The sequence below is a fragment of the Streptomyces sp. NPDC051136 genome (assembly GCF_044455745.1).
Classification (GTDB): Bacteria; Actinomycetota; Actinomycetes; order Streptomycetales; family Streptomycetaceae; genus Streptomyces.
The window spans coordinates 1-22,779 of record NZ_JBITFE010000002.1; the positions used below are offsets into that span (position 1 = coordinate 1).

The following is a 22,779-nucleotide window of genomic DNA, read 5'->3' on the forward strand; positions in this document are numbered from 1 at the left end:
CCCCGGCGGCCCCCCCCGCCCCCCCCCGTTCCGCGGGGGGCGGGCCCCGCGCCCCCCCCGCCTCTCCCCGGGTGGGTGGGGGGGGGGGGGGGGGGGGGGGGGGGCGCCCCCCCCCCCCCCCCCCCCGCCACTGCTTCGGACCGTTACAGGCGGCCTGTCGTTTTGAGTTCGAGATACGCGTCCGCGAGTGCCGGCGGCAGGTCGTCCGGGATCGCGTCGACGACCGTCACACCGTGCCGTCGGAGCTGGTCGGCGATGCGGCGGCGTTCTGTTCGGGCCTGTGCGGCCGCTGCGGCTTCGTACACGGCATCCGTGTGGCCCCGGGCGTCGGCCATTCTTGCCACGTGCGGGTCGGCCACCGAGGCCACGACGACGGTGTGGCGCTGGGTCAGCTGCGGCAGGACGGGGAGTAGTCCCTCCTCGACCGGGGCCGCGTCGAGCGTCGTGAACAGGACGATCAGGGACCGGCGGGGCGCGGACCGGAGCGCGGTGGCGGTGAGGCCGCGTGCGTCGGTTTCCACCAGCTCCGGTTCCAAGGTCGCCATGGCGTTGACCAGGGACGGAAGGACGTCTCCCGCCGTGCGGCCCTGGAGCAGGGAACGTACCCGGCGGTCGTAGGCGAGGAGGTCGACACGGTCGCCGGCGCGGGAGGCCAGGGCGGCGAGGAGCAGCGCGGCGTCCATGGAGGCGTCGAGGCGAGGGGCATCGCCCACACGGCCCGCCGAGGTTCGTCCGGTGTCGAGGACGAGCAGGATGTGCCGGTCCCGTTCAGGGCGCCAGGTGCGTACCGCGACGGTGGACTGGCGTGCCGTGGCCCGCCAGTCGATGGAACGCGTGTCGTCGCCGGGGACGTACTCGCGCAGGCTGTCGAACTCCGTGCCCTCGCCGCGGGTGAGGACGCTGGTGCGGCCGTCGAGTTCGCGCAGGCGGGACAGCTTGGAGGGGAGGTGCTTGCGGCTTGTGAACGGGGGCAGGACGCGCACGGTCCAGGGAACCCGGTGGGTGCCTTGGCGGGCGAACAGGCCCAGGGGGCCGTACGAGCGGATCGTGACGCGGTCCGCGTGGCGGTCGCCGCGACGGGTGGGGCGCAGGCGGGTGGTGATGCGCCGGCGTTCGCCGGCGGGCACCGCGATGGTGTGGCGGGAGGCCGCCGTCTCGGTGCCGGACTGCCAGCTGCTGGGTGGCCACGCGTCGCGCAGACGGGCCCGGAGCGGGCGGCCGGACGGGTTGGTGACCGTCAAGGTGACGTCGGCGGTGTCACCCAGACGGGCGGAAGTGTCGCCGGAGCGGGACAGGCGGAGGCGCCGTACGGGGGCGGCCAGGGCGAAGTCGCAGGCGCAGGCGGCGGCCAGCGGGACGTTGACCGCGAGGATGCCCGTCCAGCCGGGGGCCCAGATGCCGACGGGGACGGAGCCGAGGGCCGCGATGAGAGCGGCGCGTCCGGTGAGTGCCATCAGCGGGGGACGGGGACGTGGGCGAGGATCGCGTTGATGACCGAGTCCGTGGTCACGCCCTCCATCTCCGCCTCCGGGCGGAGCTGGACGCGGTGCCGCAGGGTGGGCAGGGCCAGGGCCTTCACGTCGTCCGGGGTGACGTAGTCGCGGCCCGTGAGCCAGGCCCAGGCGCGGGAGGTCGACAGCAGCGCGGTGGCTCCGCGCGGGGAGACGCCGAGGGTGAGGGACGGCGACTCGCGGGTGGCGCGGCAGATGTCGACGACGTAGGCCGTGATCTCGGGGGAGACGGTCGTCTTGGCCGCCTCGGCGCGGGCGGCCTCCAGGTCGGCGGCGGCGGCGACGGGGCGTACGCCGGCGGCGTGCAGGTCGCGCGGGTTGAACCCGGCGGCGTGGCGGGTGAGGACGTCGATCTCGTCCTGGCGGGTGGGCAGGGGGACGGTCAGTTTGAGGAGGAAGCGGTCCAGCTGGGCTTCCGGGAGGGGGTACGTGCCCTCGTACTCGACCGGGTTCTGGGTGGCCGCGACGAGGAACGGCTCGGGCAGCGGGCGGGGCGTGCCGTCCACGGTGACCTGGCGTTCCTCCATGGCTTCGAGGAGGGACGACTGGGTTTTCGGGGGCGTGCGGTTGATCTCGTCGGCGAGCAGCAGGTTGGTGAAGACCGGCCCCGGCTGGAAGGAGAACTCGGTGCTGCGGGCGTCGTAGACCAGGGAGCCGGTGACGTCGCTCGGCATCAGGTCGGGGGTGAACTGGACGCGTTTGGTGTCGAGTTCGGTGGCCGCGGCGAGTGTGCGGACGAGCAGCGTCTTGGCGACTCCGGGGACACCTTCGAGCAGGACGTGGCCCCGGCACAGGAGCGCGACGACGAGACCGGTCACGGCGGCGTCCTGGCCGACCACGGCCTTGGCGATCTCGGCGCGCAGGGCTTCGAGGGCGGCGCGGGCGTCGCCCGGGGCCGCGGTCTGCCCGGCGTTGTCAGTGGTCGGGTCCATCATGGACGGCGTACCTCTCTTTCGAGGGCGTCGAGTTGGTCGGCGAGTGCGATCAGGGCCGCGTCGTCGCCGGGCGGCGGGCCGAAGAGGAGGGCGTGCAGGGTCTGTCCGTCGCCGGGTGCGCCGTGCAGGTGCGCGGACAGGGCGGGGAGCAGGAACTCGGGTGTGTGCGCCCGGGTGACGGGGATGCCGACGAGGGGAGCGAGGCGGGTGCGGGTGGCGGAGCGAAGAGCGGTGGCGGCGCGGTCGCGGGCGTTCGCCTTGCGGTAGAGGCGGGCGCGGCCTTCGACGGTTTCGGAGGCGCGGATCGCGACGGGGAGTTTTTCGGGCACCAGCGGGCCCAGTCGGCGTGCCCGCCACAGGGCGGCGAGGGCGGCGGCGATGAAGAGCTGCAGGGCGCCCCAGAGCCAGCCCGAGGGGAGCAGGTCGAAGAAGCTGCGTTCCTCGTCCGGGCCCGGTACGTCGGAGAGGGAGGGGAGGTACCAGACCAGATGGTCGCGGGAGCCGAGGAGTTGAAGGGCGAGCGAGGCGTTGCCGTGCTCGTCGAGGTGGTTGTTGAGAAGGATGTCGCGGGCGCCGAGGACGACGGTGTCGCCCTGGGCGAGGCCCGGGGACGCCTTCGCGGAGGCGTCGGGGACGCGCAGCAGGGTGGCCAGGCGGCGGCTGGGATAGCAGGCGTCGGCTTCGAGGTGGGTGCTGTAACGGATGCCGCCCGTGTCGGCGTTGCCCGCGCGGCGGGCGGCGGGCAGGTCGCAGGCGGGGGCCAGCGTGGAGTCGAAGCTGAGCGCGGGGTCGGCGGTGACGCCGGGGATGAGGCGTTCGACGGCGCCGCCGCCGGGAGCGACGAGGACGGTGCGTCCCCCGGAGCCGGTCGTCGCCGAGTGGAGTCGGTCCTGCTCACGCCCCGTCAGGAGGTCGGGGGCGGCGATCAGCAGGGTGGTGTCCGGTCCGGCCGCGGACCGCGCTTCCTCCGGGGTGGTGACCACGCGCGTGGAGATCCCCCGGGCGGCGAGGAGTTCGGCGACGGCGCGGCTGCCGTAGGGGTCGGCGGAGCGCGGGTCGAGTTCGCCGTGCCGGGCGTCGGAGCGGACGACGGCGATCGTGACGGCTCCGACGAGCAGCAGGGCGAGCGCGAGCGCGATGCCCCGCGCGCGGGTCCACACCTGGCGGGCGGTGGGCGAGGCCGCGGTGCTGGGGAGCGTGGCCTCGGTGGTCATTCGGCGGCTCCCCGGCGGGTGTCCCGGTCCGCGTCCCCCGTGGGGCCGCCGGTCGTGCTGCTCGCCAGGTGCGGCTTGCTGCGTTCCAGGTCGTGGTCGAGTTCGGTGAGGCGCCGGTACGAGTCTTCGCTGCCGGGCCGGCCGCCGTACGCCACGTCGTCGAAGTCCCGCGCGGCGGTACGCAGTCGGTCTCTGTGGGCGGGCAGGGCGCGGCCCGCCTCGGTGGCGGCCTCGTCGGCGGTGCGGCCCGGGCGGATGTCGAGCAGGGCGCGTTCCTCCAGGGCGCGGACGACGGCCCGCATGCGTTCCTGCACGGCCTGGTTCCAGTGTCCTGCGGCGGCGTGGGCCTGGGCGGCGGCGCGGTGGTCGGCGGCGCTGCGGGGACGGTCGTCGAAGAGGGTGGGGGCGGAGACGGCGCCCCGGCGCGGGGTGCCCAGGCGCCACCAGAGGGCGCCCAGCACGGCCAGTACGGCCACGATGACGACGACCAGGCCGAGCGTCCCGCCGGGTGTCGCGGTGGACGCCTTGCCGAACAGCTCTTCGACCCAGTCCCAGAAGGTACTCAGAGCCCGCTGGAACCAGCCGGGATCGCTCTCGTGGTACATCCCCTTGGACAGCTCGCGCCGTGCGGCCTCCCGCGCCGGGTCGCGCGGGATCGTCACCGGCGGTTCGTCGCCGGAACGCGGCCGTGACAGCACCCCCGTGAGCATTCCCCCCGTCGGACTCACCGCATCAGCTCCCCGGGACGGCGCCGGATGCGCCGGGGCCCCGGGTGCCGGCGGCGCGGGCCAGTTCGAGGTCGAGGGCCTCGCGGCGGATGCGCTGGTCGATGTAGAGCAGCACGGTCACGCCCGCCGTGATCGGGAAGGTGATCATGGAGCCGATCACCGAGCCGATGCCGCTGACGACGAGGAACGTCCAGCCGAGGTCGCCGGTGCCCTCCAGGAAGCCGCCGACGCCGTCGCCGCCGAGGGCCGCGGCGAGGAAGGTGAAGGGGATGACGATGATCGAGGCGACGACGTTGGCGATGACCGTGGCGAGCAGCTGGATGCCGAAGACGCGCCACCAGGAGCCGCGCACCAGCTTCACCGAGCGGCCGAGCGCCTTCTTGACGCCCTGCTTCTCCAGCATCAGCGCGGGGGAGGCGAGCGAGAAGCGGACCATGAGCCACACCGCGACGACGCAGCCCACGAGGAAGCCCAGGGCGGCCAGGGCGACGCCGGCCCCGCCGCCCGCGGTGGCCGTGACGATCAGGCCGGGTGCCATGCCGGCCGTGAGGAGTCCGGCGACGATGAGCAGCAGCAGGAGGATCAGGCCGAACAGCTTCAGCACCTGGGGGCGGGAGTCCCGCCAGGCCTGATCGGTGGTCACCGGCTTGCCGAGCACGGCGCGGCTGGTGACGGTGGTGAGCAGCGCGGTGGCCAGCACGGTGCCGATCAGGGAGATCAGGAAGACGACCCCCGAGTTGATCGTGGTGTCGGCCAGCGCGTCGCCGAGTTCGCTCAGGGTGGCGTCGGGGTCGTTGAGGACGTCGGTGCTGGTGTCGTCCAGGACGAGGCCCCGGAGCAGCACGACGACGATCTCGGTGAGGACGGCGACGGTCAGGGAGATGCCGAGGACGGTGCGCCAGTAGGTGCGCATGGTGGAGACGGCGCCGTCGAGGATCTCGCCGACGCCGAGCGGGCGGAGCGGGACCACCCCGGGCTTGGCCGCGGGCGGGGGCCCGCCCCAGCCGCCTCCCCAGCCGCCGTGTCCACCGGGGGCGCCGTAGCCCCCGTGGCCCCCGTGGCCGCCTCCGGGGGGCCCGGGCGGCGGGGTGCCCCAGCCCGGGCCGGGCGGGGGCGGGGCCTGGCCCTGGTCGGCGGGGGCGGTGGGTGCGGACCACCGGCCGGCGGGCGGCTGCTCCTTGGACCACTTCGTGCCGGGGCTCGTCGGTTCCGCATCCGGCCGGTCAGCGGGCGTCGCGGGCCGATCGGCGCCGGCGGGGCGGTCGGCGGGCTCGGCGGGGCCGGACGCGCCGGGCTCCGGCCCGTCGGACGGGGCGGATCCGGGCGATGCCCAGCCCGGAGTGTCGTTCATCGTCGCTCCTTCACGGTGCCCGTCCGCGGTCGCGGCGGCAGGTTGGCAGCCATCGTGCCATGGGGGCGTCGGGTGCGGACCGGGCGCGGTAGGGGCTGCGCACCTTCAATTGTCCGTCGTACAGGGGGCAGACTGACCGCATGGCTGATCGAAGCGCGCGAAGCGGCGAGGGCAACCGGCCGACCGGGATACCGGTGCTCCGCTGGGAGGAACCCCCCGAGGGTCCGGTGCTGGTGCTGCTGGACCAGACCAGGCTGCCCGCCGAGGAGGTCGAGCTGGTCTGCACGGACGCGGCCGCGCTCGTCGAGGCGATCCGTTCGCTCGCCGTGCGCGGGGCGCCGCTGCTGGGCATCGCGGGCGCCTACGGAGTCGCGCTCGCCGCCGTCCGGGGCTTCGAGGTCGAGGAGGCCGCGGCGGCGCTGGCGGGTGCCCGTCCCACCGCGGTGAACCTCGCCGTGGGGGTGCGCCGGGCGCAGGCCGCCCACCGGGAGGCGCTCGCCAGGACCGGTGACGCCCGGCAGGCCGCCGAGGCGGCGCTGTCCGCGGCGCGGGCGCTGCACCGGGAGGACGCCGCGGCCAGCGAGCGGATGGCCGCGCACGGGCTGGCGCTGCTCGACGAGCTGCTGCCCGCCGGAGGGCACCGCGTCCTCACGCACTGCAACACCGGTTCGCTGGTCTCGGGCGGTGAGGGGACCGCGTTCGCGGTGGCCCTCGCGGCGCACCGGTCGGGGCGGCTGCGACGCCTGTGGGTGGACGAAACGCGTCCCTTGCTGCAAGGTGCTCGCCTGACGGCATACGAGGCGGCCCGCAACGACATGGCGTACACCTTGCTCACCGACAACGCGGCGGGTTCGCTGTTCGCGGCGGGCGAGGTGGACGCGGTGCTGATCGGCGCGGACCGCATCGCGGCCGACGGTTCGGTGGCGAACAAGGTGGGGAGCTATCCGCTCGCGGTGCTCGCGCGGTACCACCACGTGCCGTTCATCGTGGTGGCGCCGGCCACGACGGTGGATCCGGAGACGCCGGACGGGGCGTCCATCGAAGTGGAACAGCGCCCCGGATACGAGGTGACCGAGGTCACAGCGCCTCAGGTGCCGGTGGCGGGAGCGGGAGGCGGGATTCCGGTGGCACCCCTGGGGACCCAGGCGTACAACCCCGCCTTCGACGTGACTCCGCCCGAGCTGGTGACGGCGATCGTCACCGAGGACGGCGTGGTTTCGCCCGTGACGACCGAGGCCCTGGCCGCGCTGTGTGCCAGGTCACGCCAGGTAACGATTAGCTAATGGGATGATGTCGTTTATGAAGGGACGAGTCCTTGTCGTCGACGACGACACCGCACTGGCCGAGATGCTCGGCATTGTGCTGCGTGGTGAGGGTTTTGAGCCGTCTTTCGTAGCCGACGGCGACAAGGCGCTGGCCGCCTTCCGGGAGACCAAGCCCGACCTGGTGCTGCTCGACCTCATGCTGCCCGGCCGGGACGGCATCGAGGTGTGCCGCCTGATCAGGGCGGAGTCGGGTGTGCCGATCGTGATGCTGACGGCGAAGAGTGACACCGTCGACGTCGTGGTCGGTCTCGAGTCGGGCGCCGACGACTACATCGTGAAGCCGTTCAAGCCGAAGGAGCTGGTGGCCCGCATCCGGGCGCGCCTGCGGAGGTCGGAGGAGCCGGCGCCGGAACAGCTCGCCATAGGCGACCTGGTCATCGACGTGGCCGGTCACTCCGTGAAGCGGGACGGGCAGTCGATCGCGCTGACGCCGCTGGAGTTCGACCTGCTGGTGGCGCTGGCCCGCAAGCCGTGGCAGGTCTTCACGCGCGAGGTGCTCCTCGAGCAGGTCTGGGGCTACCGGCACGCCGCCGACACCCGGCTGGTCAACGTGCATGTCCAGCGGCTGCGCTCCAAGGTCGAGAAGGACCCGGAGAAGCCGGAGATCGTGGTGACCGTCCGCGGCGTCGGTTACAAGGCCGGACCGAGCTGACATGGCCAGGGACAGTGCCGTTTCGGCGCCCGGGTCCGAGGCCCGCGCCGGACGGCCTGTCGGCCACCGGGGCGCCGGTTCGCGCCTGAGCGCCGTGCTGGAGAGCGGGCTGCTGCACGGCGGGGTGCAGGGCAGCCCGGTGCTCCGGCTGTTCATGCGCTGGGTGCGCAGGCCCCTGCTGCCGGTGATGCGGCTGTGGCGGCGCAACATCCAGCTCAAGGTCGTCGCCACCACCCTGCTGATGTCGCTGGGCGTGGTGCTGCTGCTCGGCTTCGTGGTGATCGGGCAGGTCCGCAACGGCCTGCTGGACGCCAAGGTGAAGGCCTCCCAGAGCCAGGCCACCGGCGGCTTCACGGCGGCCAAGCAGAAGGCCGAGGAGGCGGCGAGCACCGGCGGCGACGACACGACCCCCGCGGACGGCCGCCCCTCGCAGAACGTCATCCAGTGGATGAGTGAACTCGTGAAGTCGCTCTCCAGCGGCGGCCAGAGCGCCTTCGACGTGGTCACCCTCCCGATGGGCGGCGAGAGCGGCAGCGGACGCGGTCCGCGCGCCTCCGGCTCGGTCGACTGGGCGGTCAGCGTCCCCGAGGACCTGCGGGAGCGGATCGACGGCGACACCGCCGCCGCCCAGAGCTACACCCGCATCGTCTACAACTCCGGCCAGGCGTCCCAGCCCGGACTGGTCATCGGCAAGCAGGTCAACGACCCGAACGGCGAGCCGTACCAGCTGTACTACCTCTTCCCGCTCACCCAGGAGGAGAAGTCGCTCAGCCTGGTCAGGGGCACCCTGGCGACGGCCGGGCTCTTCGTCGTCGTGCTGCTCGGGGCCATCGCCTGGCTCGTGGTGCGCCAGGTCGTCACGCCCGTACGGATGGCGGCGAGCATCGCCGAGCGGCTGTCCGCGGGCCGGCTTCAGGAACGTATGAAGGTCACCGGTGAGGACGACATCGCCCGGCTCGGTGAGGCCTTCAACAAGATGGCCCAGAACCTCCAGCTCAAGATCAGTCAGCTGGAGGACCTGTCGCGGATGCAGCGGCGGTTCGTCTCGGACGTGTCGCACGAGCTGCGGACGCCGCTGACCACCGTACGGATGGCGGCCGACGTCATCCACGACGCGCGCGTGGACTTCGATCCGGTGACCGCGCGGTCGGCCGAGCTGCTCGCCGACCAGCTGGACCGGTTCGAGACGCTGCTCGCCGACCTGCTGGAGATCAGCCGCTTCGACGCGGGCGCCGCGGCCCTGGAGGCCGAGCCGATAGACCTCAGGGACGTCGTCCGGCGCGTCGTCAGCGGCGCGGAGCCGCTCGCCGAGCGCAAGGGGACGCGGATACGCGTCCTGGGCGACCAGCAGCCCGTCGTCGCCGAGGCCGACGCCCGGCGTGTCGAGCGCGTGCTGCGCAACCTCGTCGTCAACGCCGTCGAGCATGGCGAGGGCCGGGACGTGGTCGTCAAGCTCGCCGCCGCCGGGGGCGCGGTCGCCGTCGCGGTGCGCGACTACGGCGTCGGGCTCAAGCCGGGCGAGGCCACCCGGGTCTTCAGCCGCTTCTGGCGGGCCGACCCGGCACGCGCGCGTACCACCGGCGGCACGGGGCTCGGACTGTCGATCGCCCTGGAGGACGCGCGGCTGCACGGCGGCTGGCTGCAGGCATGGGGCGAGCCCGGCGGCGGCTCGCAGTTCCGTCTGACGCTGCCCAGGACCGCGGACGAGCCGCTGCGGGGGTCGCCGATACCGCTGGAGCCGAAGGACTCGCGCCGTAATCGCGGGCTCCACGACGCGGGCCTGGGCGACCCCGCGGCGCCGCACGGCGCGCCGAAGGCGGTCGGTGTTCCGGCGCAGGCGGCGGCCGGACAGGGCTCCCCGGTGTCCGCGCGGGGGCCGATAACGCCGCGGCAGGCCACGGTGGCCCCCACGGCCGATCCGACGGCCCTGCCCGGCAACGGCGCGCGCGTGGTGCCGAGGCCCGTGTCGGGCGCCCGGAGACAGGACGGCGAGCCGGCGCCGGGGGCGGGGAGCCGCCCGGAGGCCGGTCCCGAGGACTCGAGCAGGCAAGGGGAGGCATCTCGTGGGCGCTGACCGCGAGGGGAGCGGTCGGCGGCGGCCGGCACGGGTGTGGGCGTACACCGCCTGCGGCTTCGTCCTGCTGGCGGGCTGCGCGTCCATGCCCGACAGCGGGGACCTGCGGGGGGTGGAGTCCACGCCGCGGCAGGACCCGCAGGTGCGGGTGTTCGCGATGCCGCCGCAGGAGGACGACCCGCCCGCCGACATCGTGCAGGGTTTCCTGGAGGCGCTGACCAGCGACGATCCGCACTACGAGACGGCCCGGAAGTACCTGACCGGCGACGCCGCGAAGAACTGGCGGCCGGACCGGTCGGCGACGGTGCTCGCGGACGGACCCGGGACGATGTCGGACCACTCGGGCAACCGCGAGGACGCCAACGACTACTCGGTCAACCTGACCGGCACCAGGGTCGCCACGGTGGACGCGCAGCAGTCGTACGCGCCGGCCGAGGGCGCGTACCGCGAGTCGGTGCACCTCACCCGGGACGGCAAGACCAAGCAGTGGCGCATCGACGTGCTGCCGCAGGGCGTCGTCATGGGCAAGTCGGACTTCCAGCGCAACTACATGTCGGTCAACCGCTACTACTTCGCCTCGAACACCGCGACGCGGGCGGACGCCGGCACCGGACCGGTCCGGGAACCGGCCGCCGTCGCCGATCCCGTCTACGTCCGCCGACGCGTGGATCCGCTCACCCACGTGGTGCGTTCCCTGCTCGACGGGCCCACGAGCCTGCTGGACCCCGTCGTCAGGTCCAGCTTCCCGACCGGCACGGCGCTGGCGAAGAACGTCGGTCCGCTGACGCCCGACGACCGCAGCAGGCTGACCGTGCCGTTGAACGGCAAGGCGGCCGCGGCGGGCGACGGCAAGTGCGACGAGATGGCCGCGCAGCTCCTGTTCACGCTGCAGAACCTCACCCCCGCGGTGGAGGAGGTCGAGCTGCGCTCGGGCGACGAGCAGCTGTGCTCGCTCTCCGAGGACCGGGCCGAGACCGTCGCGACGCGCGGCTCGGCGCAGCGCCCCGACTACCTGTACTTCGTCGACGAGCAGGACCGCCTGGTGCACATCGCCGCCGGCAGCAACGGGACCCGGGCCGAACCGGTGCCCGGCCCCCTGGGCGAGGGACAGCGGCCCATGCGGTCGGTCGCCGTGTCGCGCGACGAGCACAGTGCGGCCGGGATCGGCCTCGACAGCAAGTCGCTCTACGTCGGTTCGCTGGTGTCGGGCGGTTCCCTCGGCGATCCCGTGCTGACCAGCGCGGGCAAGGCGGAGACCGATCGGCTGACCCCGCCCAGCTGGGACACGCAGGGCGACCTCTGGATCGCCGACCGCGACCCGGCGGACCCCCGGTTGCTGCTGCTGGAGAAGGGCGCGGGTGACCCGGTGGAGGTCCGGACGCCGGGCCTCGACGGGCGCGTGCAGGCCGTGCGGGTGGCCGCCGACGGGGTGCGGATCGCGCTGGTCGTGGAGAAGGACGGCAAGCGTTCGCTGCTCATCGGCCGGATCGAACGGGACGAGCGGGCCGGTGGACCGGCCGCGGTCACCGTCCTCGAACTGCGCTCCGCCACCCCCGAGCTGGAGGAGGTCACGGCCATGTCGTGGGCCGGTGACGCCCGCCTCGTGGTGGTCGGGCGCGAGCGCGGGGGCGTCCAGCAGATCGGGTACGTCCAGGTCGACGGCTCGACGCCGGAGGCCTCGGTGCCCGCGGCGCTGACCGGGGTCAAGGAGATCGCCGCGACCGAGGACGAGCGGTTGCCGCTGGTGGCGTACTCGGAGGATCTGATCGTGCGGCTGCCGTCCGGGCTCCAGTGGCAGAAGGTGACGGAAGGGACCGCGCCGGTCTATCCGGGGTGAGGCGGGGGCGGCCGGCCGTCGCGGGTGACGACGTTTTCCACAGGACGGCCTGCGGTGTCCTCCGCGTTTTCCACAGGCCTGGTGGGGTCTCGTCCGCTTGGGCACAGTGGTGGCCATGCGGGGATCACGAGCAGTGCGGAGATGGTGGACGGACCTCACGGACCTGGTGCTGCCGGCCGAGTGCGGAGGCTGCGGCCGGGAGCGTGCGGTGCTGTGTCCCGGGTGCCGCGCGGCCCTGAGCGGAGTGCCGCCGCGCCGGGTGCGTCCGGACCCGGAGCCGCCCGGCCTGCCTGTGGTGCACGCGTCCGCGCCCTACGCGGACGAGGTGCGGGCCGCGCTGCTGGCCCACAAGGAGCGCGGGGTGCTGGCCCTCGCGGCGCCGCTCGGCGCGGCACTGGCGGAAGCGGTGCGGGCGGGGCTTCGCGAGGTACGCGCGGCGGTCCGTGACGCGAGCGCTGATGCGGAAGCCGGTGACGAAAGTGCCGTACCGGCGTGGGGGCCGGTACTGCTCGTGCCGGTGCCGTCGGCGCGCGGGGCGGTGCGGAGGCGTGGCCACGACCCGGCGCGGCGGATCGCCCTCGCAGCGGCGGCGGAGTTGCGACGCACCGGGACGTCCGCCCGGGTGCTGAGCGTGCTGCGGCAGCGGTACGCCGTGGCGGACCAGTCGGGGCTCGACGCCACGCAGCGGGTGGACAACCTCGCCGGCGCGCTGGCGGTGGCCCCCGGCGGTGGCGGGTTGCTGGACGGCGGGGCGGTCGTCCTGGTCGACGACCTGATGACGACGGGGGCGTCCTTGTCCGAGGCCGCGCGTGCGGTGCGCGCGGCCGAGGGCGCCGCCGCTGAGTCGCGGGCGGGGCCGGGAACGTACGGGAGGGCGAGATCGGCTGTGTATCCGGCGGCGGCAGGGGAAGGCAGAGAGGAACGGAAGACCAGGCCCCGAATGGTGGGCCGGTACGGAGGCGGTGACGTGATCCGGGAAGCGATCTGCGCGGCAGTGGTTGCGGCTTCACCTAATTCCTTCGAAATAAACCGGAACTGACTGAGAAGTTTCGTCGTTGCAGGTAATGACAGGAGTAATTCACCGGAACGGAGGTACGGGGCGGTAGAGGGTGACGACATCCGTCCGGGCGAGATATGTTCGGTTGTGAGGCAAAGCCGCAGGCCACACCTCTCAAATCCGAATGCCGTGCTGCGGGTTTCACCGTCATCACCCGCACCGGTGGAGTGGAGATCTCGCCCGCGGGGGAGGAGGTGGACGTCACCGAGTCCGAGGTTCCGGGAGAGACCGGAGCCTGGTGCAAAAGGGAGATGCTCCGCCGTGGAAGCGGAGCGATCCGGGAACGGAGTTCTGCGTGGACATCGTCGTCAAGGGCCGCAAGACCGAGGTGCCCGAGCGGTTCCGGAAGCACGTGGCCGAGAAGCTGAAGCTGGAGAAGATCCAGAAGCTCGATGGCAAGGTGATCAGCCTCGACGTCGAGGTGTCCAAGGAGCCGAACCCCCGGCAGGCCGACCGCTGTGACCGAGTGGAGATCACCCTCCGCTCCCGCGGTCCGGTGATTCGGGCGGAGGCGGCGGCGAGCGACCCCTACGCGGCGCTCGACCTGGCGGCGGAGAAGCTCGGCGCACGGCTGCGCAAGCAGCACGACAAGCGCTTCTCGCGCCGTGGCGCGCGCCGGATCCCGGCGGCGGAGGTCGCCGACCACGTCCCCGACGCGGCGACGCTCAACGGGAACGGCGACGTCGTCCCGACGGAGAAGCAGGACGGCGTACCCACCAAGAAGATCGGCTCGCTGGAGGTCCAGGGCGACGGTCCGCTCGTCGTCCGGGAGAAGACCCACGTGGCCGCGCCCATGTCCCTCGACCAGGCGCTCTACGAGATGGAGCTGGTCGGGCACGACTTCTACCTGTTCGTCGACTCCGAGACGAAGGAACCCAGCGTCGTCTACCGGCGGCACGCCTACGACTACGGCGTGATCCACCTCACCACGGACACGATGGTCACCCAGGCGCACGCGCCCGACGCGGGCGACGCACTCGGCGGCTGACGCGCACCGCGGGAGACAGCGGACCGGTGCCCCTGGAGCGCATGTGTGCGCCCCCAGGGGCACCGGTGTGCCACGGTGCGCGCGGGTGTGCGACCCCATCGGTGCCCGTTCGGTCACCCCGCTGTCGGCCTGGCATGGAATCATGGCGGCAACGGCCCAACCGGTGGGTCGTTGCTCTGGGTTGGCGATGGCTCAGGACCTCGGGCCACAGCCTTCAGGGGGAGGAACGATGGCGGACAGTTTCGGACCGATGCGGGGCTCGGGCGTCGACCACGGGATCGACGACGGGGCCGTCGGCATGGGCCCGGACGCCGACGCCGGCTCCGCGCGCGAGGAGCCGATCAGGGTGCTGGTCGTCGACGACCACGCCCTCTTCCGTCGCGGCCTGGAGATCGTGCTCGCGGCCGAGGAGGACATCCAGGTCGTCGGCGAGGCAGGTGACGGCGCGGAGGCCGTGGAGAAGGCCGCCGATCTGCTGCCGGACATCATCCTGATGGATGTGCGGATGCCCAAGCGGGGCGGTATCGAGGCCTGCACCTCCATCAAGGAGGTCGCCCCCAGCGCGAAGATCATTATGCTGACGATCAGCGACGAGGAGGCCGACCTCTACGACGCGATCAAGGCGGGCGCGACCGGTTATCTCCTCAAGGAGATCTCCACGGACGAGGTGGCCACCGCCATTCGCGCGGTGGCCGACGGTCAGTCCCAGATCAGTCCGTCCATGGCGTCGAAACTGCTCACCGAGTTCAAGTCGATGATCCAGCGGACCGACGAACGCCGACTGGTGCCCGCGCCCCGGCTCACGGATCGCGAGCTGGAGGTCCTCAAGCTCGTGGCCACGGGAATGAACAACCGGGACATCGCCAAGGAACTGTTCATTTCCGAGAACACCGTGAAGAACCACGTGCGCAACATCCTGGAGAAACTGCAGCTGCACTCCAGGATGGAGGCCGTGGTGTACGCGATGCGGGAGAAGATTCTCGAGATCCGGTGACCCGGTGACCCGGTGATCCGGTGAGGCGGTCAGGCCAGCAGCCGGGCCACCTCCCGGGCGAGGGGCTCGCGCAGATCCGGCGTCTCGACCCGCTCCACGCGTACGTCCGTGCAGTCCACCCAGCTCGCCGCCTCGACCAGGGCCTGCGCCACCGCCGGGGCCGCCTTCCGGCCGTCCAGCGTGACCTGCTTCGCGACCAGCGTGCGCCCCTCGCGGGCCGGGTCCACGCGGCCGACGAGCCGGCCGCCGGCCAGGACCGGCATCGCGAAGTAGCCGTGCACCCGCTTCTGCTTGGGCACGTAGGCCTCCAGGCGGTGGATGAAGCCGAAGAGCCGCTCCGTGCGCGCCCGCTCCCAGACCAGGGAGTCGAAAGGGGAGAGCAGCGTCGTGCGGTGACGGCCGCGCGGGACCGTCTCCAGAGCCGCCGGGTCCGCCCAGGCCGGACGGCCCCAGCCCTGCACCGTGACCGGCACCAGACCCGAGTCGGCGATCACGGCGTCGACCTGCTCCGCCTTGAGCCGGTGGTAGTCCGCGATGTCCGCGCGCGTGCCGACGCCCAGGGACTGCCCGGCCAGGCGGACCAGGCGGCGCAGGCACTCGGTGTCGTCCAGGTCGTCGTGGAGCAGTGCGGCCGGGACGGCGCGCTCGGCCAGGTCGTACACCCGCTTCCAGCCGCGGCGTTCGACGCACACCACCTCGCCGTACATGAGGGCGCGCTCGACGGCGACCTTCGTGCCCGACCAGTCCCACCACTCGCTGGTCTTCTTCGCGCCGCCCAGATCCGTCGCGGTGAGCGGGCCCTCGGCACGGAGCTGCTTTATGACGCGGTCGTAGTCGCCCTCGGGGAGGTGCTGGTTCCAGTGCGGGCGGTCGCGGTACGCGCGGCGGCGGAAGGCGAAGTGGGGCCACTCCTCGATGGGGAGGATGCAGGCGGCGTGGGACCAGTACTCGAAGGCGTGCGTGTCCGTCCAGTAGGCCTCGTCGACCGTCCGGCGGCCGACCGCGCCCAGGCGGGCGTACGGGATGAGCTCGTGGGAGCGGGCGAGGACCGAGATGGTGTCGAGCTGCACCGCGCCCAGGTGACGGAGAACACCGCGGACGCCTGCGCGGCGGTCGGGGGCGCCGAGGAAGCCCTGTGCGCGGAGGGCGAGGCGGCGGGCCTCGTCTGCGGACAGTTCCGTGGCGGGGGGCGGGAGGGTCGTCATACGTCCGCACGATAGGGGGTGGGTCTGACAGCGGGGGCCGGAAAGTGGGGGAAGCGGTGCGGTGAAGTCGGGTGTGGGTGTTGGTGTTGGTGCGGGTGTGGGTGTGAGGGCGGGTGCGGGTTGGACGGGGGTGGGGTGGGTCTGTGGGCCGGCGTCGGCCGGGTGCCGCTGCGCCCACCCGTGCCGCCCCAGCGGCACGATTGCCCGCAGCTACGGCGGGGCGGGGGCGCGATTGCCCGCGGCTACGGCGGGGTGGGGGCACGGCTGCTCGTGGCTACGGCGGGGTGGGGGCGCGGCTGCCCGCGGCTATGGCGGGGTGGGGGGCACGACCAGTCGCAGCTAGGGCGCGGGGAGGTACGGGGACGTGGAGGGGAGGGCGAGGTCGGAGGGGAGGAGGGAGCCGATCCAGCTGTCGCGGCGTACGCCCCTGTTGTTGATCGCGGAGCGCAACGTGCCCTCCATGGTGAAGCCCGCGCGCTGGGCCACCGCGCGGGAGGCCGTGTTGCCGACCTCGGCGCGCCACTCCAGGCGGTCGACGGCCCGCTCGGTGAAGGCCCAGCGGGCGACGGCGACCGCGGCCTCGGTGACGTGGCCCCGGCCGCGGTGCTCCTTGGCGGCCCAGAACCCGATCTCGCCGACGCCCAGGGCGATCATCGTGACGCCGAGCATGCCCGCCAGGTCCCCGGCGGGGAGGAAGAGACCGAAGGTGTACATCGAGTCGTTCGCCCAGCCGTCGGGGGCCATCTGCTCCGTGAAGCCCCGCGCGTGCTCCGGGAGGTAGGGCGAGGGGATCGTCGTCCACCGCTGGACGTCGGGGTCCTGACAGGCGGCGTACACGGCGTCGGTGTCCTGCGGGCCGACCGTGCGCAGGACCAGGCGGTCGGTGGTGAGCGTGACGGGTTCCATCGGCCGATTCTGCGCGGCGCCCCGGGGCGGCGCCAATGTTTTGCCGTGCGTGAACATCCGGTCACCTCGCGTGCGATTCGCCGGAGGGCCCGGCACCATCCGCGGGGCCCGGACGTTGAAAGGGGTGACAGCGGACAGGAATGCTGGATGTGAGGAGCGGTCGGTCCCGTTGCGGCAGGCCTCCCGGGGCGGCGGGGTCCTCGCATACGATGGCCGTTGCTCAGTCCGTCACAGGAAACCGACCGTCCCAGGCCCGACCGGCAAGGAGACCAACCCCCGTGTCCGTCCTCTCCAAGATCATGCGTGCAGGCGAAGGCAAGATCCTGCGCAAGCTGCACCGCATCGCGGACCAGGTCAACTCCATCGAAGAGGACTTCGCTGACCTCTCCGACGCCGAGCTGAGGGCCCTCACCGACGAGTACAAGCAGCGCTACGCCGACGGTGAGAGCCTGGACGACCTGCTGCCCGAAGCCTTCGCCACCGTCCGTGAGGCCGCCAAGCGCGTCCTGGGCCAGCGCCACTACGACGTGCAGATCATGGGCGGCGCGGCCCTGCACATGGGGTACGTGGCCGAGATGAAGACCGGTGAGGGCAAGACCCTCGTCGGCACCCTGCCCGCCTACCTCAACGCCCTGTCCGGCGAGGGCGTGCACATCGTCACGGTCAACGACTACCTGGCCGAGCGCGACTCCGAGCTGATGGGCCGCGTCCACAAGTTCCTGGGCCTGAACGTCGGCTGCATCCTCGCCAACCAGACGCCGGCCCAGCGCCGCGAGATGTACGGCTGCGACATCACGTACGGCACGAACAACGAGTTCGGCTTCGACTACCTGCGCGACAACATGGCGTGGTCCAAGGACGAGCTCGTCCAGCGCGGCCACAACTTCGCCATCGTCGACGAGGTCGACTCCATCCTCGTCGACGAGGCCCGTACGCCGCTGATCATCTCCGGCCCGGCCGACCAGGCCACCAAGTGGTACGGCGACTTCGCCAAGCTGGTCACCCGGCTGAAGAAGGGCGAGGCCGGCAACACCCTCAAGGGCATCGAGGAGACCGGCGACTACGAGGTCGACGAGAAGAAGCGCACCGTCGCCATCCACGAGTCGGGCGTGTCCAAGGTCGAGGATTGGCTGGGCATCGACAACCTCTACGAGTCGGTGAACACCCCGCTGGTCGGCTACCTGAACAACGCCATCAAGGCCAAGGAACTGTTCAAGAAGGACAAGGACTACGTCGTCCTCGACGGCGAAGTCATGATCGTCGACGAGCACACCGGCCGTATCCTCGCCGGCCGCCGTTACAACGAGGGCATGCACCAGGCCATCGAGGCGAAGGAGGGGGTGGACATCAAGGACGAGAACCAGACGCTCGCCACGATCACCCTCCAGAACTTCTTCCGCCTCTACAAGCGCCACGACCACGACGGCAAGGAGCAGCCCGGTCTGTCCGGCATGACCGGTACGGCGATGACCGAGGCCGCCGAGTTCCACCAGATCTACAAGCTCGGCGTGGTGCCCATCCCGACCAACCGCCCCATGGTGCGCAAGGACCAGTCCGACCTGATCTACCGCACCGAGGTCGCGAAGTTCGAGGCGGTCGTCGACGACATCGAGGAGAAGCACCGCAAGGGTCAGCCGATCCTCGTCGGCACCACCTCCGTCGAGAAGTCCGAGTACCTCTCGCAGCAGCTCAGCAAGCGCGGCGTCCAGCACGAGGTGCTCAACGCCAAGCAGCACGACCGGGAGGCGACCATCGTCGCCCAGGCCGGCCGCAAGGGCTCGGTCACGGTGGCCACCAACATGGCCGGCCGCGGTACGGACATCAAGCTCGGCGGCAACCCCGAGGACCTCGCCGAGGCGGAGCTGCGCCAGCGCGGGCTGGACCCCGAGGAGCACATCGAGGAGTGGGCCGCGGCCCTGCCCGCCGCCCTGGAGCGGGCCGAGCAGGCGGTCAAGGCCGAGTTCGAAGAGGTCAAGGAGCTGGGCGGGCTCTACGTCCTGGGCACCGAGCGGCACGAGTCGCGCCGTATCGACAACCAGCTGCGCGGACGCAGCGGCCGTCAGGGCGACCCCGGCGAGTCCCGGTTCTACCTCTCTCTGGGCGACGACCTGATGCGGCTGTTCAAGGCCCAGATGGTCGAGCGCGTGATGTCCATGGCGAACGTGCCGGACGACGTGCCGATCGAGAACAAGATGGTCACGCGCGCGATCGCGTCCGCCCAGTCGCAGGTCGAGACGCAGAACTTCGAGACGCGCAAGAACGTCCTGAAGTACGACGAGGTCCTCAACCGCCAGCGTGAGGTCATCTACGGCGAGCGTCGCCGCGTCCTGGAGGGCGAGGACCTGCAGGAGCAGATCCAGCACTTCATGAACGACACGATCGACGCCTACGTGCAGGCCGAGACCGCCGAGGGCTTCCCGGAGGACTGGGACCTCGACCGGCTGTGGGGCGCCTTCAAGCAGCTCTATCCCGTGAAGGTCACCGTCGAGGAGCTGGAGGAGGCCGCGGGCGACCGCGCGGGCCTGACCGCCGACTACATCGCGGAGTCCATCAAGGACGACGTCATGGAGCAGTACGAGGCGCGCGAGAAGCAGCTCGGCTCCGAGATCATGCGCGAGCTGGAGCGCCGGGTCGTCCTCTCGGTCCTGGACCGCAAGTGGCGCGAGCACCTCTACGAGATGGACTACCTCCAGGAGGGCATCGGCCTGCGCGCGATGGCGCAGAAGGACCCGCTGGTCGAGTACCAGCGCGAGGGCTTCGACATGTTCCAGGCCATGATGGAGGGCATCAAGGAGGAGTCCGTCGGCTACCTGTTCAACCTGGAGGTCCAGGTCGAGCAGCAGGTCGAGGAGGTCCCCGTCGAGGACACGGCGCCGTCGCTCGACAAGGGCGCGCAGGACGCGGTCCCGGCCCAGGCGGGCGCCCGTCCGGAGATCCGGGCCAAGGGCCTCGACGCGCCGCAGCGCCGGGACCTGCACTTCTCCGCGCCGACCGTGGACGGCGAGGGCGGTGTCGTCGAGGGTGAGTTCACCGACGGCGAGGCCGGGCAGGCCCAGACCGACGGGCTCACGCGCGCGGAGCGCCGCAAGCAGGCCAAGGGCGGGCGGCGCCGCAAGAAGTGACGGCGCGGCGCCTGCGGACGCCGTAGCAGTGAGAAGGGCCGGTCACCCGGGGGTGGCCGGCCCTTCGGCCTGTTCCGGCGGTCGTGTTCTGGTGGTCGTGCTCTGGCGGCCGTGTTCCGGTGGTCGTGCTCTGGCGGCCGTGTTCCGGTGTTCGTGCTCAGGCGGTCGTGTTCCGGCGGTCGGGTGCCGTCCGTCGGCCGGGGCGGTCAGTCGTTGTCCGCGTGCGTCCGTCGGCGGCCGCCCAGTTCCACCGCCGTGCAGCGCCAGCGCAGGTCACGTCCCTGTTCCAGGCGGAACGCCAGGGCACGCAGGCGGTCGCCCGCGCCGATGCGCGCGAAGACCTCCAGGGCTCCCGGCCGGGGCTCGAAGTAGCCGATGTCGCGGACCACGGGGGCGGCGCCGCGGGTGCGCAGCGGGCCGCGTTCGGCGAGGTCGGCGAGATCGTCGTAGGCGTGGCCGACGGTGTGGCGGAGCATCGAGTGGACGGGGCGCCTGCCGCTGAGCACGCCGAGGAGCAGCTCGGCGAAGTGGTCGGTGGGACGCAGCTGTGGGACGGGACGGCGCGGGGTCTGCCCGGGGACGAGCGGCGCCGTGGCCGGGTGGGCCGAGCGCTTCACCGCCGGGGCGTCGAGCGGGCGCGTGGCGGGGACCGGGCGGCCGGAGACGCCCGCGGGTGAGGCCGGGCCCGTTCCGACGGCCCGGACCTGGCCGGGTGTGGGCGGCCGGGTGTCCGCCGGCCGGGTACGGGTCCGCTGGGACCGTCCGGGGGAGCCCGGCGGACGCCCGCCGGGTGCGGTGGCGCGCGTGGCGCGTCCGCCGGGCCTGCGGGGCGGCAGGCCGCCGGGTACGGGTGGCGGGGTCTCCGCCGGGTCGGCGGCTTCCGCGCCGGGCCTGCGGTGCGGCGGACCGGAGAACGCGGGGGCGAGGGCGTGGGCCCGGCCGTCCGGGGCGGTGCGGTCGTCCGGAGCGCTGCGGCTGAGCAACCGGGGCGTGGCGTCGGCGTCGGCGCCGTACGGCCGCGTGCCGGCGCGGCCGAGTGGCCGGGCCGTGGTGCCGGAGCCGACGCCGTGCGGTGCCGGTGAGGCGGAAGCGTCGTACGGCGCGGGTGAGGCGGACGAGCTGTACGGCGTCGGTGAGGCGGACGAGCTGTAGGGCCCCGGTGAGGCGGACGAGCTGTGCGGCGTCGGTGAGGCGGACGAGCCGTGCGGTCCGGGCGAGGCGGGCGAGCCGTTCGGTCCGGGGGAGGCCGGGGAGCCGTTCGGTCGGTTCAGGGGTGGACGGCTGGGGCGGAGCTGGGTCCTGGTCATGACCTTGCGCATGGGGGTCCCCGTTCGGCGGCCCGGGTGATACCGGACGGTAACTTCGCGGTCGGGGATCTTGTACGGGTTGGAAGGGCGGCGCGGCAAGGCGGCGGGCGAGCGCGCCGAGGGGGTAGGGAGATTCACTTATCCGAGTGATCGGGGTGCCCGGAGGGCCCGAACCGCCGTGGGTGGACCGGGTGAATTCCGGGCTCTCGGTGGACGCGTCGGACGCCGTGGGCGGGGACCCGAAAGGGGACACCCGCACGTATCCTGAAGGCTCTCCCGCCGGGCCACCGAGCGCTCCGGCGGCGTCCCGACCACGAAAGCGGCAGACTCATGCGCGTCTACGTCCCCCTGACCCTGTCCGGCCTCGCCGAGGCGCACCGGGCGCGGGAGCTGGGGGCCGGATCGCTCGTCGCCTACGCCGTCACTCCGGCGCTGCGCGAGTGGTACCGGTCGGACGACGTCGAGGAGCTGGAGTACGCCGCCCTGAACCGGGCCGCGCTGGCCTCGCTGCGGCTGCTGGCGGCCGACGGCGACGCGGCGCGGCGCCGGGTCGTGGTCGCCGCCGACGTGCCCGACGGCGCCGCCGCGGCCGGCCCGGACCGGGGATCGGACCCGGCGGCGCCGGGCGAGGTCCGGGTCGCCGGGCCGCTGCGGCTGGCCAAGGCGGCCGCGGTGCACGTCGACGCGGACGACGCGGAGGCGGACGTGCGCGCCGCGGCCGGGGCCCTCGCGGCGGCCGACGGCGGCGACGACGACGCCCAGGCCGTCGTGGACGGCGCGGAGGACCACGAGCTGCTCTGGTACGCGACGCAGGAGATCCCGAACCTGGTGTGACGCGGACCCCATCGCCACCGCGGCGCCCCGGTTGTCAGTGGCGACCGGTACGTTTTCGGGCATGGGGATGCAGACGGGCGCACACATCGTGTGGGACTGGAACGGCACGCTGTTCCACGACAACGACGCGATCATCGGGGCGACGAACGCGGCGTTCGCCGAGCTGGGGCTGGCGCCGATCACATTGGAGCGCTACCGGACGCTGTACTGCGTGCCGGTGCCGAAGTTCTACGAGCGGCTGATGGGCAGGATGCCCACCGACGCCGAGTGGGAGCTGATGGACGCCGCCTTCCAGCGCCACTACAGCGCGCACCGGGCGCGGTGCCGGCTCGCCGACGGCGTCACGGAGCTGCTCGCCGGATGGCGGTCGGCCGGGCGCAGCCAGTCGATCCTCAGCATGTACGGCCACGACGAGCTGGTGCCGCTGGTCCAGGGGCTCGGGATCGAGGCGCACTTCATACGCGTCGACGGGCGGACCGGTCCGTCCGGGGGCAGCAAGGCCGAGCACATGGTGCGGCACCTCGCGCAGCTGGCGCTGTCCGGGGTGGAGCCCGCGCGTACGGTGGTGATCGGCGACGCCGCGGACGACGCGGTGGCGGCGCGCCACGTGGGTGCAGGGGCCGTGCTGTACACCGGGGGATCGCACAGCCGGGCCAGCCTGGAGGGGATCGGGGTGCCGGTGGTGGACACGCTGGGGGAGGCCGTGGTGGTGGCGGAGCAGCTGGCGGGGTGACGGTGT

At 72.8% G+C, this 22,779-nt stretch carries 18 protein-coding genes; 10 read left to right on the plus strand and 8 right to left on the minus strand.

All coding sequences use genetic code 11. The features are described from left to right. Positions 1-143: 143 nt before the first annotated feature. The 5 genes from ACIBCJ_RS05595 to ACIBCJ_RS05615 are packed head-to-tail and all read right to left on the minus strand — an operon-like array spanning position 144 to position 5,739. Positions 144-1,454, minus strand: a complete 1,311-nt coding sequence (locus ACIBCJ_RS05595; RefSeq protein ID WP_365978935.1) for a DUF58 domain-containing protein — start codon at positions 1,452-1,454, stop codon at positions 144-146. Beyond that, the gene (locus ACIBCJ_RS05600; protein WP_362095497.1) at positions 1,454-2,443 is read right to left on the minus strand and encodes a MoxR family ATPase; all 990 of its coding nucleotides are present in this window, start codon (positions 2,441-2,443) and stop codon (positions 1,454-1,456) included. Before ACIBCJ_RS05600 ends, ACIBCJ_RS05595 begins: the two co-directional genes overlap by 1 nt. Continuing rightward, positions 2,443-3,660, minus strand: a complete 1,218-nt coding sequence (locus ACIBCJ_RS05605; RefSeq protein ID WP_365978936.1) for a DUF4350 domain-containing protein — start codon at positions 3,658-3,660, stop codon at positions 2,443-2,445. Before ACIBCJ_RS05605 ends, ACIBCJ_RS05600 begins: the two co-directional genes overlap by 1 nt. Beyond that, complete coding sequence (locus ACIBCJ_RS05610; protein WP_365979265.1) at positions 3,657-4,370, minus strand: DUF4129 domain-containing protein; 714 nt, start codon at positions 4,368-4,370, stop codon at positions 3,657-3,659. Before ACIBCJ_RS05610 ends, ACIBCJ_RS05605 begins: the two co-directional genes overlap by 4 nt. Positions 4,371-4,392: 22 nt before the next feature. Then, entirely contained in the window at positions 4,393-5,739 is a 1,347-nt protein-coding gene (locus ACIBCJ_RS05615; RefSeq protein WP_365978937.1) for a glycerophosphoryl diester phosphodiesterase membrane domain-containing protein, read from the minus strand. Positions 5,740-5,879: 140 nt separating this feature from the next. Between ACIBCJ_RS05615 and mtnA the strand changes: the two genes are divergently transcribed. The 7 genes from mtnA (at position 5,880) to ACIBCJ_RS05650 (ending at position 14,666) form a co-directional block, all read left to right on the plus strand. After that, a complete protein-coding gene (mtnA, locus tag ACIBCJ_RS05620) occupies positions 5,880-7,022 on the plus strand; it encodes an S-methyl-5-thioribose-1-phosphate isomerase (protein ID WP_365978938.1) in 1,143 nt (380 codons plus the stop codon). Positions 7,023-7,026: 4 nt separating this feature from the next. Further along, on the plus strand, positions 7,027-7,716 hold the full coding sequence (mtrA, locus tag ACIBCJ_RS05625) for a two-component system response regulator MtrA (RefSeq protein ID WP_003975799.1): 690 nt from the start codon (positions 7,027-7,029) through the stop codon (positions 7,714-7,716). A 1-nt stretch (position 7,717) separates the two neighbouring features. Further along, positions 7,718-9,790 (plus strand): two-component system sensor histidine kinase MtrB, encoded by a 2,073-nt coding sequence (mtrB, locus tag ACIBCJ_RS05630; protein WP_362094176.1) that lies wholly within the window; start codon positions 7,718-7,720, stop codon positions 9,788-9,790. Continuing rightward, a complete protein-coding gene (locus ACIBCJ_RS05635) occupies positions 9,780-11,627 on the plus strand; it encodes an LpqB family beta-propeller domain-containing protein (RefSeq protein WP_365978939.1) in 1,848 nt (615 codons plus the stop codon). Before mtrB ends, ACIBCJ_RS05635 begins: the two co-directional genes overlap by 11 nt. 115 nt (positions 11,628-11,742) lie before the next feature. Beyond that, positions 11,743-12,666, plus strand: coding sequence for a ComF family protein (locus ACIBCJ_RS05640; RefSeq protein ID WP_399281883.1), 924 nt, complete (start codon positions 11,743-11,745; stop codon positions 12,664-12,666). Positions 12,667-12,979: 313 nt separating this feature from the next. Further along, positions 12,980-13,672, plus strand: a complete 693-nt coding sequence (gene hpf / locus ACIBCJ_RS05645) for a ribosome hibernation-promoting factor, HPF/YfiA family (protein ID WP_133885394.1) — start codon at positions 12,980-12,982, stop codon at positions 13,670-13,672. Between the two features lie 229 nt (positions 13,673-13,901). Further along, positions 13,902-14,666 (plus strand): response regulator transcription factor, encoded by a 765-nt coding sequence (locus tag ACIBCJ_RS05650; protein ID WP_133885395.1) that lies wholly within the window; start codon positions 13,902-13,904, stop codon positions 14,664-14,666. Positions 14,667-14,695: 29 nt separating this feature from the next. On the opposite strand, the gene ACIBCJ_RS05655 is transcribed toward ACIBCJ_RS05650, so the two are convergent. Together ACIBCJ_RS05655 and ACIBCJ_RS05660 are read right to left on the minus strand one after the other, a co-directional pair. Then, positions 14,696-15,871 (minus strand): DNA glycosylase AlkZ-like family protein, encoded by a 1,176-nt coding sequence (locus tag ACIBCJ_RS05655; protein ID WP_362506965.1) that lies wholly within the window; start codon positions 15,869-15,871, stop codon positions 14,696-14,698. 339 nt (positions 15,872-16,210) lie between these two features. Next, complete coding sequence (locus ACIBCJ_RS05660; RefSeq protein WP_365978940.1) at positions 16,211-16,777, minus strand: GNAT family N-acetyltransferase; 567 nt, start codon at positions 16,775-16,777, stop codon at positions 16,211-16,213. A gap of 278 nt (positions 16,778-17,055) precedes the next feature. On the opposite strand from ACIBCJ_RS05660, the gene secA reads away from it, so the two are divergent. Continuing rightward, on the plus strand, positions 17,056-19,899 hold the full coding sequence (gene secA, locus ACIBCJ_RS05665; protein ID WP_362094192.1) for a preprotein translocase subunit SecA: 2,844 nt from the start codon (positions 17,056-17,058) through the stop codon (positions 19,897-19,899). A gap of 206 nt (positions 19,900-20,105) precedes the next feature. On the opposite strand, the gene ACIBCJ_RS05670 is transcribed toward secA, so the two are convergent. Further along, a complete protein-coding gene (locus tag ACIBCJ_RS05670; RefSeq protein WP_399281885.1) occupies positions 20,106-21,218 on the minus strand; it encodes an Rv3235 family protein in 1,113 nt (370 codons plus the stop codon). A gap of 318 nt (positions 21,219-21,536) precedes the next feature. Between ACIBCJ_RS05670 and ACIBCJ_RS05675 the strand changes: the two genes are divergently transcribed. Both ACIBCJ_RS05675 and ACIBCJ_RS05680 read left to right on the plus strand, forming a co-directional pair. After that, complete coding sequence (locus ACIBCJ_RS05675) at positions 21,537-22,040, plus strand: DUF6912 family protein (RefSeq protein WP_365978941.1); 504 nt, start codon at positions 21,537-21,539, stop codon at positions 22,038-22,040. 61 nt (positions 22,041-22,101) lie between these two features. Then, a complete protein-coding gene (locus tag ACIBCJ_RS05680) occupies positions 22,102-22,773 on the plus strand; it encodes an HAD family hydrolase (protein WP_362094198.1) in 672 nt (223 codons plus the stop codon). Positions 22,774-22,779 lie beyond the last annotated feature (6 nt).